This window comes from Nocardia sp. NPDC051756 (assembly GCF_040681495.1).
Lineage (GTDB): Bacteria > Actinomycetota > Actinomycetes > Mycobacteriales > Mycobacteriaceae > Nocardia.
Window position 1 is genome coordinate 137,455 of the sequence record NZ_JBFAYV010000014.1, and the last position, 14,939, is coordinate 152,393.

At 67.4% G+C, this 14,939-nt stretch carries 17 protein-coding genes; 6 read left to right on the forward strand and 11 right to left on the reverse strand.

The window, feature by feature from the left end; genetic code table 11:
• Window positions 1-22: 22 nt before the first annotated feature.
• The 3 genes from AB0M22_RS41120 to AB0M22_RS41130 all read right to left on the reverse strand — a co-directional run bounded on the left by AB0M22_RS41120 (window position 23) and on the right by AB0M22_RS41130 (window position 2,329).
• Complete coding sequence (locus tag AB0M22_RS41120; protein ID WP_364738490.1) at window positions 23-241, reverse strand: hypothetical protein; 219 nt, start codon at window positions 239-241, stop codon at window positions 23-25.
• Between the two features lie 212 nt (window positions 242-453).
• On the reverse strand, window positions 454-1,110 hold the full coding sequence (locus tag AB0M22_RS41125) for a cutinase family protein (RefSeq protein ID WP_364738492.1): 657 nt from the start codon (window positions 1,108-1,110) through the stop codon (window positions 454-456).
• Window positions 1,111-1,273: 163 nt separating this feature from the next.
• Window positions 1,274-2,329, reverse strand: coding sequence for a zinc-binding alcohol dehydrogenase family protein (locus AB0M22_RS41130; protein WP_364738494.1), 1,056 nt, complete (start codon window positions 2,327-2,329; stop codon window positions 1,274-1,276).
• Window positions 2,330-2,494: 165 nt separating this feature from the next.
• Between AB0M22_RS41130 and AB0M22_RS41135 the strand changes: the two genes are divergently transcribed.
• Both AB0M22_RS41135 and AB0M22_RS41140 read left to right on the forward strand, forming a co-directional pair.
• Window positions 2,495-3,133: a TetR/AcrR family transcriptional regulator gene (locus AB0M22_RS41135; protein WP_364738496.1), complete on the forward strand. Its 639-nt coding sequence runs from the start codon at window positions 2,495-2,497 to the stop codon at window positions 3,131-3,133.
• A gap of 2 nt (window positions 3,134-3,135) precedes the next feature.
• Window positions 3,136-4,815, forward strand: a complete 1,680-nt coding sequence (locus AB0M22_RS41140; RefSeq protein ID WP_364738498.1) for an FAD-binding dehydrogenase — start codon at window positions 3,136-3,138, stop codon at window positions 4,813-4,815.
• On the opposite strand, the gene AB0M22_RS41145 is transcribed toward AB0M22_RS41140, so the two are convergent.
• Both AB0M22_RS41145 and AB0M22_RS41150 read right to left on the reverse strand, forming a co-directional pair.
• A complete protein-coding gene (locus AB0M22_RS41145; protein ID WP_364738500.1) occupies window positions 4,812-5,756 on the reverse strand; it encodes an expansin EXLX1 family cellulose-binding protein in 945 nt (314 codons plus the stop codon). The genes AB0M22_RS41140 and AB0M22_RS41145 overlap by 4 nt on opposite strands.
• Window positions 5,757-5,943: 187 nt before the next feature.
• Window positions 5,944-7,086, reverse strand: a complete 1,143-nt coding sequence (locus AB0M22_RS41150; RefSeq protein WP_364738502.1) for an acyl-CoA dehydrogenase family protein — start codon at window positions 7,084-7,086, stop codon at window positions 5,944-5,946.
• 154 nt (window positions 7,087-7,240) lie between these two features.
• Here AB0M22_RS41150 and hemC point away from each other — a divergent pair, with 154 nt between their 5' ends.
• Window positions 7,241-8,170, forward strand: coding sequence for a hydroxymethylbilane synthase (gene hemC, locus AB0M22_RS41155; protein ID WP_364738504.1), 930 nt, complete (start codon window positions 7,241-7,243; stop codon window positions 8,168-8,170).
• Between the two features lie 8 nt (window positions 8,171-8,178).
• Here hemC and AB0M22_RS41160 read toward each other — a convergent pair whose 3' ends face one another.
• Window positions 8,179-9,021 carry an IclR family transcriptional regulator gene (locus AB0M22_RS41160; protein WP_364738506.1) on the reverse strand — a complete coding sequence of 281 codons (843 nt, stop codon included), beginning with the start codon at window positions 9,019-9,021 and terminating at the stop codon, window positions 8,179-8,181.
• Between the two features lie 145 nt (window positions 9,022-9,166).
• A complete protein-coding gene (locus tag AB0M22_RS41165; RefSeq protein WP_364738508.1) occupies window positions 9,167-9,424 on the reverse strand; it encodes a three-helix bundle dimerization domain-containing protein in 258 nt (85 codons plus the stop codon).
• A 170-nt stretch (window positions 9,425-9,594) separates the two neighbouring features.
• On the opposite strand from AB0M22_RS41165, the gene AB0M22_RS41170 reads away from it, so the two are divergent.
• Window positions 9,595-10,077, forward strand: coding sequence for a nuclear transport factor 2 family protein (locus AB0M22_RS41170; protein ID WP_364738510.1), 483 nt, complete (start codon window positions 9,595-9,597; stop codon window positions 10,075-10,077).
• A 70-nt stretch (window positions 10,078-10,147) separates the two neighbouring features.
• Entirely contained in the window at window positions 10,148-11,197 is a 1,050-nt protein-coding gene (locus AB0M22_RS41175) for an aminotransferase class V-fold PLP-dependent enzyme (protein ID WP_364738512.1), read from the forward strand.
• Window positions 11,198-11,207: 10 nt separating this feature from the next.
• Here the strand turns inward: AB0M22_RS41175 and AB0M22_RS41180 are convergent, their stop codons facing one another.
• The gene (locus AB0M22_RS41180) at window positions 11,208-12,095 is read right to left on the reverse strand and encodes a fumarylacetoacetate hydrolase family protein (protein WP_364738514.1); all 888 of its coding nucleotides are present in this window, start codon (window positions 12,093-12,095) and stop codon (window positions 11,208-11,210) included.
• Window positions 12,092-12,973, reverse strand: coding sequence for an amidohydrolase family protein (locus AB0M22_RS41185; RefSeq protein ID WP_364738516.1), 882 nt, complete (start codon window positions 12,971-12,973; stop codon window positions 12,092-12,094). Before AB0M22_RS41185 ends, AB0M22_RS41180 begins: the two co-directional genes overlap by 4 nt.
• 40 nt (window positions 12,974-13,013) lie before the next feature.
• Between AB0M22_RS41185 and AB0M22_RS41190 the strand changes: the two genes are divergently transcribed.
• A complete protein-coding gene (locus AB0M22_RS41190; protein WP_364738518.1) occupies window positions 13,014-13,682 on the forward strand; it encodes an FCD domain-containing protein in 669 nt (222 codons plus the stop codon).
• Between the two features lie 20 nt (window positions 13,683-13,702).
• Here the strand turns inward: AB0M22_RS41190 and AB0M22_RS41195 are convergent, their stop codons facing one another.
• The gene (locus AB0M22_RS41195; RefSeq protein ID WP_364738520.1) at window positions 13,703-14,617 is read right to left on the reverse strand and encodes an aldo/keto reductase; all 915 of its coding nucleotides are present in this window, start codon (window positions 14,615-14,617) and stop codon (window positions 13,703-13,705) included.
• Window positions 14,610-14,939, reverse strand: coding sequence for an L-rhamnose mutarotase (locus AB0M22_RS41200; RefSeq protein ID WP_364738522.1), 330 nt, complete (start codon window positions 14,937-14,939; stop codon window positions 14,610-14,612). Before AB0M22_RS41200 ends, AB0M22_RS41195 begins: the two co-directional genes overlap by 8 nt.

Consider the following 14,939-nt stretch of genomic DNA (forward strand, 5'->3'; position numbering starts at 1 on the left):
GCGCGATTGTGCGCCGGAACAATCAGATTCGGGCCCGGTTGGTCGGCACGATATCGGGATACCGGCAGTGGATTCGGTCGATACAGTGACGCACCGTGTGCAGTTCGGCGTGTAGTTCACGCAGCCGCTGCGCCTGGTAAGTCCGTTCGGCGGTATTGATGGCACGCGCGAGGGTGCGTGCGTGTGCGGCAAGCAAGTCCAGGAATACCCGGGCTTGTGCGATGTCGGAATCATCGGACATTCGCTGTTCCTATCACGCGCGCCGACCCCACACCACTCGAACTCTGCGCGTTCCACGGGATTTCGCCGCAGCGTATCCGAATCGAAAAGGACGACGGACGTTTCAGAGAATTTGCGGTACGCGCCGCACAATTCGCCCGCGGCAGACCGGAACAGCCGACAACGGGGGCCGGCTGTCTGCCGGCCCCCGTCGCGGATTCCCCGGTAGGAGACCTACACCCGGCTCGCGACCAACTCGGCCGCGGGCCACATGGCCCACGCGTAGTTGGCATGCTGGGTCGGATCGCCGCCGCCGGTACACACCGGATCCCCGGCCGTGCAGTAGTTCCCGGTGCGCCACGCGTACAGGTCCGGCACGTTCCAGCCGATCAGCCGCATCGGATCACCGAACAACAGCACTGCCGCGACCCGTGATTCGAGGCCGGGCGGGAGGGTGCTGATGCCACCGAGCGCCGTCACCGCGCCGGTGCCGAGCACGCCGTGCGTGACGACCGCGCCCTGCGAATAGCCGACCAGGACGAACCGCTGGTCCGGGCAGGCCGCGGCCTGCCACATGACGTGTGCGGTCATGTCCTGGGTGCCGCGGCTGATCGACCCCGGATCCAGCAGGTCCGCAGGGTAATCGACGCGGTAGGCCACCGTGCTCTGCGGAAGCGTGCGCAGCAATGTGCCGTAGAGCGGGTCACCGGCCACCGCACCGAGGTACCCGGGTTCCTGGGTGCCCCTGGCGACTACGACGTCGACGGCCGCGCACGGTGCGGCCAGCGCGGGTAATCCCGTCGTCGCTCCGAATCCCGCGACGAGCAGTAGCACCACGAATGCCTGCACCACCCGCCACTTCTCGAAATGAATTACCTTCCGGTTTGCCATCGTGATCACCCACTCACGCCGTTGTGAGAAGCCGAATGACACTTGTCAGAGACAAGTGCCACTCGGCTATATCTGCGAAGGTAAGAACGGCGAAGCGGGCCGTCAAGCAAAACGACCCGAACGATGCGTACTCAGCGCCGAATCGTGTCCTGGCGTATCTTTTCTACGGCACGAGAACCGCTGCGCCCGTGAAACGTCCGTGCGCGAGGTCGGCGAGGGCCTGATTTGCCATCCCCAAGGAGTACCCACGGGTGGTGACTTCTATGCGATGTTCGCCTGCGAGAGTGAGAAATTCACGGGCGTCGGTGCGGGTGTTCGAGGTGACCGAGCGAATTTCCCGCTCCTGGAACAGATGCCGCTGGTAATTCAGCGCGGGGATGTCACTGAGGTGAATACCGGCGATGGCCAGGATGCCGCCGCGGTCGAGCGCCTCGAGCGCGGGCGGCACCAGCGTCCCGACGGGGGCGAACAAGATCGCCGAATCCAGTTGCACCGGAGGCAGATCCGCCGCGCCCTGCACCGAGCTGGCGCCGAGTTCGCGAGCCAGCTCCTGCGCGGCCGGATCGCGGGTCATCACGTGCAGCTCCGCGCCGCGGGCCAGCGCGACCTGCGCGGCGATGTGCGCGCTGCCGCCGAAGCCGTAGAGGCCGAGGCGGCCGCCGGGCGGCAGTTCGGCTCGTTGCAGGGCGCGGTAGCCGATGATGCCCGCGCACAGCAGTGGGGCAAGTTCGTTGTCCGCGTAGCCATCCGGTAGCCGCAGCGCGTAGGCCGCCGGCACGACGGCGTATTCGGCGTATCCGCCGTCGGCGTCCCAGCCGGTGTATTCCGAACGCGGGCACAGATTTTCCGCGCCGCGCAAGCAGAACTTGCAGGCGCCGCAGGTGTGCCGCAGCCAGGCGATCCCGACCCGGTCGCCGACGGCGAATTCCTCGGTGAAGCGCGCGTCCTCCGCGAGCGCGCCGACCGCGGGGCCGACCGCGACCACTTCCCCGACCACCTCGTGTCCCGGCACCACGCCCGCGCGATGCACCGGCAGGTCACCCTCGGCGACATGCAGATCGGTGCGGCAGACACCGCACGCCAGCACGCGCACGAGTAACTCGTCGGCGGCGGGTTCGGGCACCGGTTCGCGCACCTGATCCAGCGGCGATTCATCGATCGGCCCGGGGCGGCGCACCCGCCAGCCGGTCATCGATGCGGTCCGGGCAACCTCGTTCATACCGATCTCCCCTCGTCGTCAGGATGCACGGTCGTATCGAGCTGCGCCCACCCTACTCGTCCGATTTCGCCACGTCACAGCTCCGCTTCTGATACATTTATGTATTGAATACATTTCTGTATCCAATCGGCCGGCACCCGTCGGCCGCGCCCGAGGAGGTGCCCGTTGGCGTCGTCCGCCGAAGCGAAGACCTCGGCAACCCGGGTCACCCGCCGCCGCGCCGAGACCAGGGATCGGCTGCTCACCGCCGCGTACGAGGCGTTCGCCGAGGAAGGCTTCGGCAAGGCGACCGTGGAACGGGTCTGCGAGCGGGCCGGATTCACCCGCGGCGCGTTCTACTCCAACTTCGGCTCGCTCGACGAGCTGTTCCTGGCCATGTGGGAGCAGCGCTCGGCGGCCATGCTCGCCGACGTGCAACGCATGCTCGACGAGATCCCGGTCGGCACCGACGACGTGCGCACCTCGATCGAACGCCTGGAGCGCGCGGTCCCCGTCGACGAGGGCTGGTACCGGATCACCGCGGAGTTCACCACGCACGCATTGCGCAATCCCGAGCTGCGCCGGGTGATGGCCGCGCGCGAGGAGGCGATCGTGAACGCGCTCATGCCGACCGTCGTCGCCGGGCTGGCCCGGATCGGGCGCACCGTGCCCGACCCGGAGGCGCTCGGGCAGGCGCTCGTCGCGGTGCACGACGGCACCAGCGTGCAGGTGCTGATGGAACCACGCAGCCGCGTCGCGCGGCGGCGGCGCACCGACCTCATCTATCACGTCGTGCTGGCCTACAGCACCGAAACCAAAGGATGAACATGTCCGATCCCGCATTCGCCGAACAAGCCGATGTCATCGTCGTCGGCGCCGGACTGGCCGGCCTGGTCGCGACCCACGAGCTGGTCAAGGCGGGCCGCAAGGTGCTCGTGCTCGATCAGGAGAACCGCAACAACCTCGGCGGGCAAGCCTTTTGGTCGCTCGGCGGGTTGTTCATGGTGGACACGCCGGAACAGCGGCGGCTCGGCATCAAGGACTCCTACGACCTGGCGTTGCAGGACTGGCTCGGCTCCGCCGGTTTCGACCGCGACGACGAGGACCGGTGGGGCAGGCAGTGGGCCGAGGCCTACGTGCGCTTCGCCACCGACGAGAAGCGCGACTACCTGCACGAGCTCGGCCTGCGGGTGACGCCGCTGATCAGCTGGGCCGAGCGCGGCGGCAGTTTCGCGGACGGGCACGGCAATTCGGTGCCGCGCTTCCACCTCACCTGGGGCACCGGGCCGGAGGTGGTGCGGGTGTTCGCCGAGCCGGTGCTGGAAGGCGAACGAAATGGTCTGGTCGGCTTCAGTTTCCGGCATCGGGTCGACGAATTGATCGTCGAGGACGACGCCGTGGTCGGCGTGCGCGGCAGCGTGCTGGAGGACACCGACCTGGAGCGGGGCAAGGCCTCGTCGCGAAACATCGTCGGCGAGTTCGAGTTCCGGGCGAAGGCGGTGATCGTCACCTCCGGCGGCATCGGGCACAACCATGAGCTGATCCGCCGCAACTGGCCCACCGAGCGGCTCGGCAAATGCCCCGAGACGATGATCTCCGGCGTGCCCGCGCACGTGGATGGGCGGATGCTCGGCATCACCGAGTCCGCGGGCGGCGCCATCGTCAACCGGGATCGCATGTGGCACTACACCGAAGGCATCAACAACTGGGATTCGATCTGGCCCGACCACGGCATCCGGATCATCCCCGGCCCGTCCTCGCTGTGGTTCGACGCGAACGGAAAGCGTTTGCCCGCACCGTGTTTCCCCGGTTTCGACACCATGTCCACGATGAAGGAGATCCTGGCCACCGGCTACGACTACTCCTGGTTCGTGCTCACCCAGTCGATCATCGAGAAGGAGTTCGCGCTGTCGGGTTCGGAGCAGAACCCCGACATCACCGGCAAGGACCTGAAATTCACGCTCAAGAGCCGGCTGGCGAAGGGCGCGCCGGGGCCGGTGGAGGCGTTCAAGCAGCACGGCGTCGATTTCGTGGTCGCGGACAACCTGCGCGAGCTGGTCGCCGGGATGAACAAGATCGCGCGCGGCCCGCAGCTCGACCACGACGCGCTGGAACGCCAGATCGTGGCCAGGGACCGGGATGTGACGAACAAGTACTCCAAGGACAGCCAACTGATGGCGATCACCAACGCGCGCCAGTTCCTCGGCGACAAGGTGAGCCGGGTGGCCAAGCCGCACCGCATCCTCGACCCGGCGGCCGGTCCGCTGATCGCGGTACGACTGAACATCCTCACCCGAAAGACATTGGGCGGCTTGCAGACCAACCTCGACTCGCAGGTGATGCGCCCGGACGGCACCGCGTTCCCCGGCCTCTACGCGGCGGGCGAGGTGGCCGGGTTCGGCGGCGGCGGGGTGCACGGATACAACGCGCTGGAGGGCACCTTCCTCGGCGGGTGCATCTTCTCCGGGCGCGCCGCGGGTAAGGCGCTGGGCGCGAAACTCCGTTAGCGCCTACAGCTTGCGGACAGTTTCGATCCGGGTGCCGGCGCGGCGGCCGAGGTGGTCCGCACGATGACCGGCGGCTTGGTGGTCGTCGGCGCGGCGAACGGCGGTGTCCCGGCGTAGAGCCGGGCACCGGTCGCGCGCACGCCCGGGGTCAAGGTGATGCCGAGAATCTCCGCCTGGTCGCCGTGCACGTCGGTGACGCGCGCGTCGAACGGTCCCGGCCCGGCGCCGGAGATGGACCAGTAGTTGTCCATGCCCCGATTGAGGTTCTGCCAGGCGCCACCGGTGTACGGCCGAATCGCGACCTCCCGCAACGGGTTCCCGGATCCGCTGAGCAGGATGGCGAACCAGGCGCTGCTGGAATCCGGCTTCACCTGATAGAACAGCTCCGGCGGCGGCTCGGGATTGCGCACCACGCTGTAGCGGACCTCGGCCACCCCGTCGGACAGATCGGCGAGCTGGGTGAAGGCGGCGACGCTCAAATCCAGTTGTCCCGGAGCACATGCCGGGCAACGGTCGACGATGAGCGCGCGCACATCGCCGCGCGGGCCCTGGATGTCGAGGTACGCGCCGCACGGATCGGCCTTGCCGAACTCCGCCGTCGACATGCCCACATAGAAACCGTCCATGGGTAGTCCAGGGAACGAACAGGACACGCCTTGGCTGAACGAATAGAAGCGGGCCTCCCCCGCGACGACGGCCGGCGGTTCCTGCGCGGGCGCCGCGGTCGGCTCAATACTGCTGGCGGCCACCGGCGTTCGCGACGTCGCCGACTGGACCAGCACATTCGAGGTGGCCGGCGCGCCGGTCGCGTTCGGCGTATCGCAGCGCACCGGCTCCGGGCGGGTCAGCCATACGGCCATGCCTGCGATGGCGACCAAGCCGATCGCGGACCAGAGCCACCCCGAACGGAAGTGTCGTTGGTTGATCGGTATGCGGTGCATCGCTCCCCGACTACGCCTCTACCTACTCACGGACTCTCCATCCTGACGTCCATAGGAAAGCAGCCGAACGGTCGTCGCATGTCCTGAACGTAAATTCTCCGCAGTGAAAGGCGCACGCTTCAGCAAGCGTGGGGCAAATGCCCAGCATCCTCCTGGACACTCTCGCAGCCCACCGGAAATTCACCGGCTAGCTGAACCCGTCCATCAGCGAAAGCACCCGCAGCATGACCTCGTCCGCGCCGCCGCCGATGCTCAGCAGACGACTGTCCCGATAGGCGCGCGAGGTCCAGGTCTCCGTCATATAGCCGGTGCCGCCGTGAATTTGCAGACACCAGTCCGCCACCTGACGCGAGAGCCGGCCCGCGTCCAGCTTGGCGATCGTGGCCATCCGCGTGACATCGCCACCGGCCGTGTAGGACTGGGCGATCGCCTCGGTGTAGACGCGCAGCATGTCCACCCGCGCGGCGAGTTCGGCGTAGGTGTATTGCAGGTATTGGTTCGCAGTCAGCGGCTGCCCGAACACCTTTCGCTGCTTGGCGTAGTCGCGGGTCAGCTCCAACTGCATAGCGCAGCTGATCGGCGCGCTGTAGGCGGCGAACATCCGCTCCATCACGAACTGCGACATCTGCTGCTGGAAGCCCTTGCCGATCTCACCGATGGTGTTGCGCACCGGAACTCGCACGTCCTCGAAGGTGAGCAGCCCGGTGTCGGAGGCGCGCATGCCGAGCTTGTCCAGCTTGCGGTCGACCCGGAAGCCGGGGGTGTCGGTGGGAATGATGATCTGGCTCATCCCGCGATACCCGCCCTCCGGCGAGGTGCGCACGAGGGTGCACAGCCAGTCGGCCTGAACGGCGTTGGTGATGAACACCTTCGAACCGTTGATCACCCAGTCGTCGCCGTCGCGGCGCGCACTGGTCCGGATCCCCGCGACGTCCGACCCGGCCTCCGGCTCGGTAACCGCTACGCCGCAGACGGTTTCGCCGCGCATGGCCGGTGCGAGGTACTCCTGCTTGAGTTCCTCGCTGCCGTGCGCGTGCAGCGACGGCGTGGCCATGGCGACGTGCACGCCCAGCGCCATCGGAAACGATCCGTGCGCGACGCGGCCGAGTTCCTGGCACAGCACCACGGTGAACAGATGGTCGGCGCCCTGCCCCGAGTAGGCCGGGTCGTACTCGAGACCGAGGATGCCGAGCTCGGCCATGTCCGCGAAGATCTCGTGCAGCGGCATCATCTCGGCCTGTTCCCACTCGTCGACGTGGGGATTGATCTTCTGCTCGAGGTAGCGCCGGACCATCGCCCGGAACTCCTGATGTTCGTCGCTGTACATCACGTGCTCCTACTCCGAGTCCCCTCGCCCACCTTATTGTCACGGTGCCAGTACCGTCCGTCACACTATTTCTCATTTCCGGCGCCGGAAATGGCAGGCGATGCGGGAGTCAGAGGGCGTGCGAATCATCGGCGCGGGCAGGAGTAACGTGCCGGGCATGTCGCGTGCCCGCATCATCCGGATCGCTACTCGGTCCAGTCCCATGGCGTTGGCCCAGGCCGAGCAGGTCGCTGCCCTGCTCGGCGAGCTCGGGGTGGACAGCGAGCTGGTCAAGGTCACCACCGCGGGCGATCGATGGATGGGCGATCTGTCCAAGCTCGGCGGCAAGGGCGCCTTCGTCAAGGAGATCGACCACGCGCTGCTGGTGGACGACGCCGACCTCGCGGTGCACTGCCTCAAGGACATCCCCGGCGACATCCCGGTGCCGGAGGGCCTGAAGTTCGCCGGCTACCTGCCGCGCGACGACGTGCACGACGCGGTGATCACCGGCAACGGCGCTCCGCTCGCCGAGCAGCCCGCGGGCACCGTGGTCGGCACCAGTTCGGTGCGCCGGCGGGCGCAGTTGCTCCTGCACTACCCGCACCTGACGGTGAAACCGTTGCGCGGCAACGTCAATACCCGGCTGGCGCGGCTCGAAGAGGGCCACATCGATGTGCTGATCGCGGCCGTCTCCGGCCTGCACCGCGTCGACCAGGCCCATCGGATCACCGAGACCCTCGACCTCGACACCATGTGCCCGCCCATCGGCGCGGGCATCATCACCCTGGAATGCCGCGCCGACGACACCGAACTCCTGGAACTCGGTGCCCGCCTGGATCATCCGGACACCCACCGCCAAGCCGATGCCGAGCGTGCCATGCTGCACGCCCTGCAAGGACATTGCAACTCCCCCATCGCGGGCTACGCGAGCACCGAGGCGACCGGCCGGTTGACGTTGCACGGCAAGGTGTTCAACGAGGACGGCACGCAGTGGCTGGACTCACACCAGTGGGGCGTTCCGGAAGATCCGCAGGCCCTCGGGTTCTTCGTCGGCGCGGATCTGCTTCGGCAGGGCGCCCGGGCGATCATCGACGCGATCCCGCACTGAGCGGGTAGTCAGCGCCAGCGGGCGTGGCGCGGGAACAGGGAGCGGCCGGCTTCGTGCGCCACCTCGACGAGGACGCGGGCCAAGCGCGCGGTGTCCAAAGCCGTTCGTTCGCCGCCGATTTGGCCGGACAACGACAAGGCGGCCACCGCGGCGCCACGACCGCGAATGGGCACGGCCACGCAGGCGATGCCCGCCACCGATTCCTCGTTGTCGACCGCGACGCCCTGCCGTTGCCGGATGCGGGCCAGTTCGCGATGCAATTCGGCTCTGTCGCAAATGGTTCGGGCGGTCAGCTGCGGCAGGTGATCACGGAACGACGTTTCGACGATGCTCGGCTCGAGCGACGCGAGCAGCGCCTTGCCGAGAGCCGTACTGTGCGCGGGCATCCGGCCGCCGAGGCGAGTCGGCACGCTCGCGGCGAATCGGCCGCCGGCCTTGTCCAGGTAGAGCACCTCACGACCGTCGAGCACGCCGAGATGTCCGACCATGCCGGTGCGTTGACAGAGATCGTGCAGCAGCGGGCTCACCACATCGCGAATCTCGTTGTGGTCGGCGGCAAGTCCGCCCAGCTCCAGCGTGCGCATGCCCAGTCGATAGCCGCCGGGGGCATGCGCGAGCCAGCGTAGTCGGATCATCTGGTCGAGGATGCGATGCACCGTGGAGCGCGGCAGGCCGGTGCGTTCGGACAGACCGAGCAGCGTGAGGGTCGGCGTCGCGCCGTCGAAAGCGTCCAGTATCAACGTCATTCGCTCGATCATCGAGACCGGCGGCTGTGGCGGCCGGGCGGACACCGGTGCCGATCCCGCCCACAACTCGCCGGATTCGGGAGGTGTTACCGCCTCGACCGTCATAGCTCACCTCCACTGTGGCGCTCGCCTAGAGCTTAGATCACGTTTGTGTCACCCATCACAGTGCCTCGGCGAGGGCTCGGTGGAATCCCGGAAACTACGGAGACCACTACGGATCTTCTCGGTAGCCGGGAGCGAAACTTGACAGCTACACCTTGCTGTCCTGCTGGCCGACCAAGGCGTACAACCACTCTCGGGTGTACCGCTCGGCCAGCAGCGGCAGGAAGTTGTCGATGGTGGCGTGGTCGGCTACGTGATCGTAGGCCGAGCGCAGGAACTGCTCGATGGCGTCGTCGTCGACGACACCGTCGAACTCCTCCTCCAGGCGGACCGCGGCGGCATGCAGCGCGACGGCTTGGTCGAGCGACGGATCGTGGGGGTTGGGCGAGTTGACAGGGCTCTTCACAGCAGACTCCCGATCGTGACGAGACATTCGGTGCGGTGAGCGCATGCGCTGGCTTCGGCATGCCTCGTTGATCGAGTACCCAACGGCGGGCTCGGGACACAAATAGGTCCCGACCGAGAAAAGTAGAACCGGTTATTGTTTGCCGGGCGGCGGCGTGCCACGCTGGTCGAATGGATCTCGCCGCCATCGAAGCCGTCCGCCAGCTCAAGTACCGCTACTTCCGGACGCTCGACCTCAAACGGTGGAACGAATTCGGCGACACCCTCGCGGTCGACGCCGCAGGCCGCTACGGCACGCACGCCCTCGGCGAGCCACTCGTCCTGGACGGCCGCGACGCCATCACCGCGTTCATGCGCGAAAACCTCGGCCCCGCCGTCGTCACGGTACACATCGCGACCCATCCCGAGATCACCGTCGACGGCGAAACCGCCACCGGCTCCTGGGCTTTCGAAGACACCGTGATCGCCACCGAATACGGCGTGCTGATCCGCGGCGCCGGCTACTACACCGACACCTACCGCCTGGACCCCGACGGCAACTGGCGCATCACCTCCACCACCTACCAGCGCATCTACGAATCGATGCAATCGCTCTCCGACACCCCCAGCCACCAACTCCTGACAAATATGTGGGCGACACCGACACCGAAATAGGCTCGGCTAGCGGTCCACTTTCGGGGTGCTGGCGCTGGACGGGGTCGGGGTGGCGGCGGATGCTCCTACTATGTCCTCCCTTGCGCCCGATGAGTTCTCGACCGAAGTCACCTACCTCAATACCGCGTCGTTCGGGCTGCCGTCCGCGCGTGCGCTGGCCGCGATTCGCGAGGCGAATGCGCGGTGGGCGGCGGGTCGTGGCGGTCCGATGTCCAACGATTATCTGATCCCCCGGCTGCGCGAGTCGTATGCGCGGCTGCTGGCCGGGGCCACGGCGGACGATATCGCGCTGGGTAGCGCCGCCTCGCAGTTGATCGGGCCGGTCGCGGTCGCGCTGCCGCCGGGGGCCGAGGTACTGGTGGCCGAGGGTGAGTTCTCCTCGGTCACCATGCCTTTCCTGCATCGTGGCGATCTCGCCGTGCGCACCGTGCCGCTGGAGCGGCTGACCGAGGAGGTGCGGCCGGAGACCGCGTTGGTCGCGGTGAGCGTGGTGCAGTCGGCGGACGGGCGGATGACGGATCTGCCTGCACTGCGGGCGGCGACCAGCGCGCACGGTGCGCGGCTGCTGGTGGACGCGACGCAGGCGGCGAGCTGGTTGCCGTTGAGCTTCGCCGATGCCGACTACTGGGTGTGCGCGACGTTCAAGTGGTTGATCGGCGCGCGCAGCGTCTCCTTCTTCGCCGCGGGTCCAGAGGCGACCGAGTCGGTGCGGCCGGTCGGGCCCGGCTGGTACGCGGCCGCGGATCCGTGGGCCGAGCTGTACAACCCGGTCAAGCTGCCGGCCACCGCCCGGCGCTTCGATTCCACGCCGGACTGGCTCGGGGTGATCGCCGCGAGCGCGGGTATCTCGCTGATCGAGGAGTTGACCATCGAGAAGATCAACGCGCACAACCTGGACCTGGCCGACCGCTTCCGCGCCGGACTGGCCGAGATCGGGCGGTCCGGAGTGCCGAACCGCTCGCCGATCGTCACCGTGCCCGGCGCGGGTGATGCGGCGCCGCGGTTGGAGGAGGCCGACGTGATCACCTCCGCGCGGAACGGCGGGCTGCGCTTCTCGTTCCATCTGTACAACACCGTCGAGGACGTGGATCGGGCGCTGGAAGTGCTTGCCGCCGAATGATCGACGCGGCCTACGCCTCGACCGGCACAGGCCGCGCTGCCGCCTGCGCGCCAGTGGCATTGCGGCAGCGCTGCCTGGCCCGGCCGATTCCCTCGATCTCGACCTCCACCACGTCGCCCTCGCGCAGGTACGGATAGCGACCCGAAAGTGCCACGCCCGCAGGGGTTCCGGTGTTGATGATGTCGCCGGGTTCGAGGACGGCATACTGCGACAGATGCCAGACCAGGTAGCCGACGTCGAAGATCAGGTCGGCGGTGCTGGAGTCTTGGCGCGGTTCGCCGTTCACGAATGAACGCAGCCGCAGGTTCCCGGCGTCGAGCCGGTCGCGCGGGACCAGGGCGGGGCCGAGCGGGTTGAACGTCTCGCAGCACTTGCCTTTCGACCATTGGCCGCCCGATTGTTCGAGCTGGAAGGCGCGTTCGGAGACATCGTTCGAGATCGTGTATCCGGCAATGTGATCGCGCGCCTCGTCGACGGAGTCGAGGTAGCGGGCGCGGCGGCCGATCACCACGGCGAGTTCCACTTCCCAGTCGGTCTTCTCGGAGTCGCGCGGGATCAGCACGTCGTCGTAGGGGCCGACGACGGTGTTCGGGGTTTTGAAGAACAACACGGGCGTCTTCGGTGGCGCCGAACCCGATTCCGCGGCGTGCGCCGCGTAGTTCATGCCGATGCACCACAGCGCGTGCGGACGGGCGATCGGCGCGCCGATACGCTCGCCGGTGCTGTCGATGCGCGGAAGTCGTTCCGCGGCAAGCGCTGCCGCCACGGCCTCGATGCCGTCTGCGGCGAGGAAGTCGCCGTCGATGTCGGCGGTGAGTGGGCGCAGGTCGTAGGCCTGGTCACCGTCGACGACGATCGGCCGCTCCGCGCCCGGTTCGCCGATGCGCTGCAACTTCATTCGGGTCCTCCTTCGGTCATCCAGGTCGGGGCGAGAGGTAGTTGGTAAGTGCGCCAAGCGACTTCGGTCAGCACTTGGACGCGGTCGGCCGGAGTCAGGTGGGCCAGCGTGCCCATCGTGGTTTGCCATACGGTCCGGTATGAGGCGGCGGTGAGCGTGAATGGCCAATCGCCGCCGACCATCAGGCGCCCGGGACCGAAGACCGCCAACGCGTGGTCGACGTAGGGTTGCCAACGGGCAGAGCTGATTTCGGTGCCGGAGACCGTGGCCAGTCCGGAGAGCTTGGCGACCACATTGGGCTGGGCGGCCGCGTCGGCGAGCAGGTCGGCCCACGGTTGCCAGCCGCCGGTCGCGATCGGCGGCTTGCCCAGATGGTCGAGGACGATGGTCAGGTCAGGATGTTCGCGGGCGACGTGGGGCACCTGTGCGAGCAGATCGGGTCGTTCGGCCACCGCATCGAAGGTCAAGCCCGCCTCGGCCAATACCGCGAGACTGTCCGAAACCTCGGGCCGCAGCAACCATTTCGGGTCGGGGTCGCGGTGGATCATGTGCCGGACGCCGACGAATTCCGGACGTGCGCGCAGGCTCGGCAGTTCGGCGGCGACCACGTCCGGTCGATGCAGCGGCAGCCAGCCGACCACGGCCGCCGGCTGTGGCGCTGCCGCGGCGGCGGCCAGGAGCGCCCGATTCTCGGCCAGCGAATCGGACGCCTGCACCAGCACCACGGCACCGACGCCGTGCTCGGCGAGTTCCGGCTGCACGTCCGCGAGGGTGTAGTTTCGGTATAAAACATCCGATGTTTTGGTTAACCAGTCGTACTCGACGTCGAACATTCCGCCGTCTGTCCGCCAGATATGGACGTGGGAGTCTACAGTCATCGGAGGCATACGTTCACATCCTCGAAGGCGAAGGAAACAGGTGTCGGTCACCGACGACGCGATAGCGAAGATCAAGGCGATGATCATCTCCGGCGACCTGGAGCCGGGCGCGCGACTGCCCAGGGAGGCGGACCTCGCCGCGCAGCTCGGCGTCTCGCGCAACTCGTTGCGCGAAGCGGTCCGCGCGTTGTCGCTGGTCCGGATCCTGGACGTGCGGCAGGGCGACGGCACCTACGTGGCCAGCCTGGAACCGAAATCGCTGCTCGACGCGATGAGCTTCCTGCTCGAATTCCACCAGGACGACTCGGTATTGGACATTCTCGGCATCCGCCGCATCCTGGAGCCGGCCGCGACCGCCCTGGCCGCGCAATCGATGCCGGAGGACGGGATCGCCCACCTGCGCACGCTGGTCGTACCGGAGAACAACTCGGTGACCGAGCTGGTCGCGCTCGACCTCGAGTTCCACGCCGCGATCGCCGCCGCCTCGGGTAACAAAGTCCTTGCGTCGCTGCTGGATTCGCTGTCGCTGCCGACCATGCGGGCACGCATCTGGCGCGGGATCACCGAGGAGAAGGCGTTCGAGCGCACCGTGGCCGAGCACCGCGGGATCTGTGACGCCATCGCGGCCCGCGACCCCGAGCTGGCGCACGCCCGCGCCCTCGCTCACGTAGCCGGCGTAATGGAGTGGCTCCGACGCGCTGCGGTGTGACGGTGCGTGTATGCCGTGGGTCATGGGCATCTCGCCAACTCGTGCCAGAGGTCCTCTGGGACTGCGATGTTGAGCATTGCGATGGTGTCCTCGACTTCCGTCTTGGTGCCTGCGCCGATGACGGTGGCGGCGACCGTCGGGTTGCGGCGCGGGAACTGTAGTGCGGCCGCGCGCAGGGGGACGTCGTATTTCGCGCAGAGCCGGTCCATCGTCTGTGCGCGTTCGATGATGTGGCGTTTCGCCGGCTGGTAGTCGAAGGTGGCCCTACGTAGCGGGTCGGCCAGGATTCCGCTGTTCAGGACGCCGGCGACGAGTACTCGAATGCCTCGGTGGGCGCATTCGGGGAGTAGCTCGGTTTCCGCGCGCCGGTCCAGCAGGGTGTATCGGCCGGCGATCATCACGTGGTCGATGGGTGTTTCGCGGACGAAGCGCAGCGCGACGTCCACATCGTTGACGCCGATTCCGATGCCGGAAACGGTACCTGCGTCCCGCATCCGCGCCAGTTCGGGCATCGCTCCAGCGAGCGTCGCTGCTTGATACTCGTCTGGATCATGGATCAGTAGCAGGTCCACCCGGTCGAGGCCGAGCCGTTCCAGCGAGTCTTCCAAGGACTGTCGTACACCGGCGGCCGAATAGTCCCGTCGCCGTGCACGTTTCGGTGCTCCATAGAAGTCGTCGACACCGTCCGGAACCGACGGGTCGGCGTAGAGCAGGCGTCCGACCTTCGTCGATACCGTGTAGTCCGACCTCGTCCGAAGAAACCGTCCGAGACGCTCCTCGCTGCTGCCCGCGCCGTAGTGTGGCGCGGTGTCGAACGCGCGAATGCCCGCGTCCCACGCCGCCGCGATGCCCGCCTGGGCGTCGTCCTCGCTGACCGCACGGAACAGCCCCGCGTATCCCGCTCCGCCGAGGACGATGTCGGCTACGTCATTCACCCGGACCACCCGAGGGATTCAGCTCCCACATCACCGGCAGCGACGCCTCGACCGCCGAATAGTCGTGCACCGCTTCGAGATGCTCGTTGATCCGCGCCTGCCACGCGACGTTGACGGGCAGTTCCGCCAACCGGCTCAACAGCAGATCGTAAGCGGCACAGTCGATCACATGGAACAGGTCGGTCCCGCTGCGCCAGATGGTCCAGGACGTGGCCCCGGCATCCTTGATGGCAGCGACGAGTTCGGCCGGTACCGCACGATGAGCGGCTTCATACTCGGCCTCGGCACCCGGTTTCAGCTTGGTGTGCAACGCGATTCGCAT

Excerpts from the sequence above, each read along its gene's own strand:
- AB0M22_RS41120 (WP_364738490.1), bottom strand. The coding sequence starts at position 241 with ATGTCCGATGATTCCGACATCGCACAAGCCCGGGTATTCCTGGACTTG.
- AB0M22_RS41125 (WP_364738492.1), bottom strand. The coding sequence starts at position 1,110 with ATGGCAAACCGGAAGGTAATTCATTTCGAGAAGTGGCGGGTGGTGCAG.
- AB0M22_RS41130 (WP_364738494.1), bottom strand. The coding sequence starts at position 2,329 with ATGAACGAGGTTGCCCGGACCGCATCGATGACCGGCTGGCGGGTGCGC.
- AB0M22_RS41140 (WP_364738498.1), top strand. The coding sequence starts at position 3,136 with ATGTCCGATCCCGCATTCGCCGAACAAGCCGATGTCATCGTCGTCGGC.
- AB0M22_RS41145 (WP_364738500.1), bottom strand. The coding sequence starts at position 5,756 with ATGCACCGCATACCGATCAACCAACGACACTTCCGTTCGGGGTGGCTC.
- hemC (WP_364738504.1), top strand. The coding sequence starts at position 7,241 with ATGTCGCGTGCCCGCATCATCCGGATCGCTACTCGGTCCAGTCCCATG.
- AB0M22_RS41160 (WP_364738506.1), bottom strand. The coding sequence starts at position 9,021 with ATGACGGTCGAGGCGGTAACACCTCCCGAATCCGGCGAGTTGTGGGCG.
- AB0M22_RS41170 (WP_364738510.1), top strand. The coding sequence starts at position 9,595 with ATGGATCTCGCCGCCATCGAAGCCGTCCGCCAGCTCAAGTACCGCTAC.
- AB0M22_RS41175 (WP_364738512.1), top strand. The coding sequence starts at position 10,148 with ATGTCCTCCCTTGCGCCCGATGAGTTCTCGACCGAAGTCACCTACCTC.
- AB0M22_RS41180 (WP_364738514.1), bottom strand. The coding sequence starts at position 12,095 with ATGAAGTTGCAGCGCATCGGCGAACCGGGCGCGGAGCGGCCGATCGTC.
- AB0M22_RS41185 (WP_364738516.1), bottom strand. The coding sequence starts at position 12,973 with ATGACTGTAGACTCCCACGTCCATATCTGGCGGACAGACGGCGGAATG.
- AB0M22_RS41200 (WP_364738522.1), bottom strand. The coding sequence starts at position 14,939 with ATGCGAATCGCGTTGCACACCAAGCTGAAACCGGGTGCCGAGGCCGAG.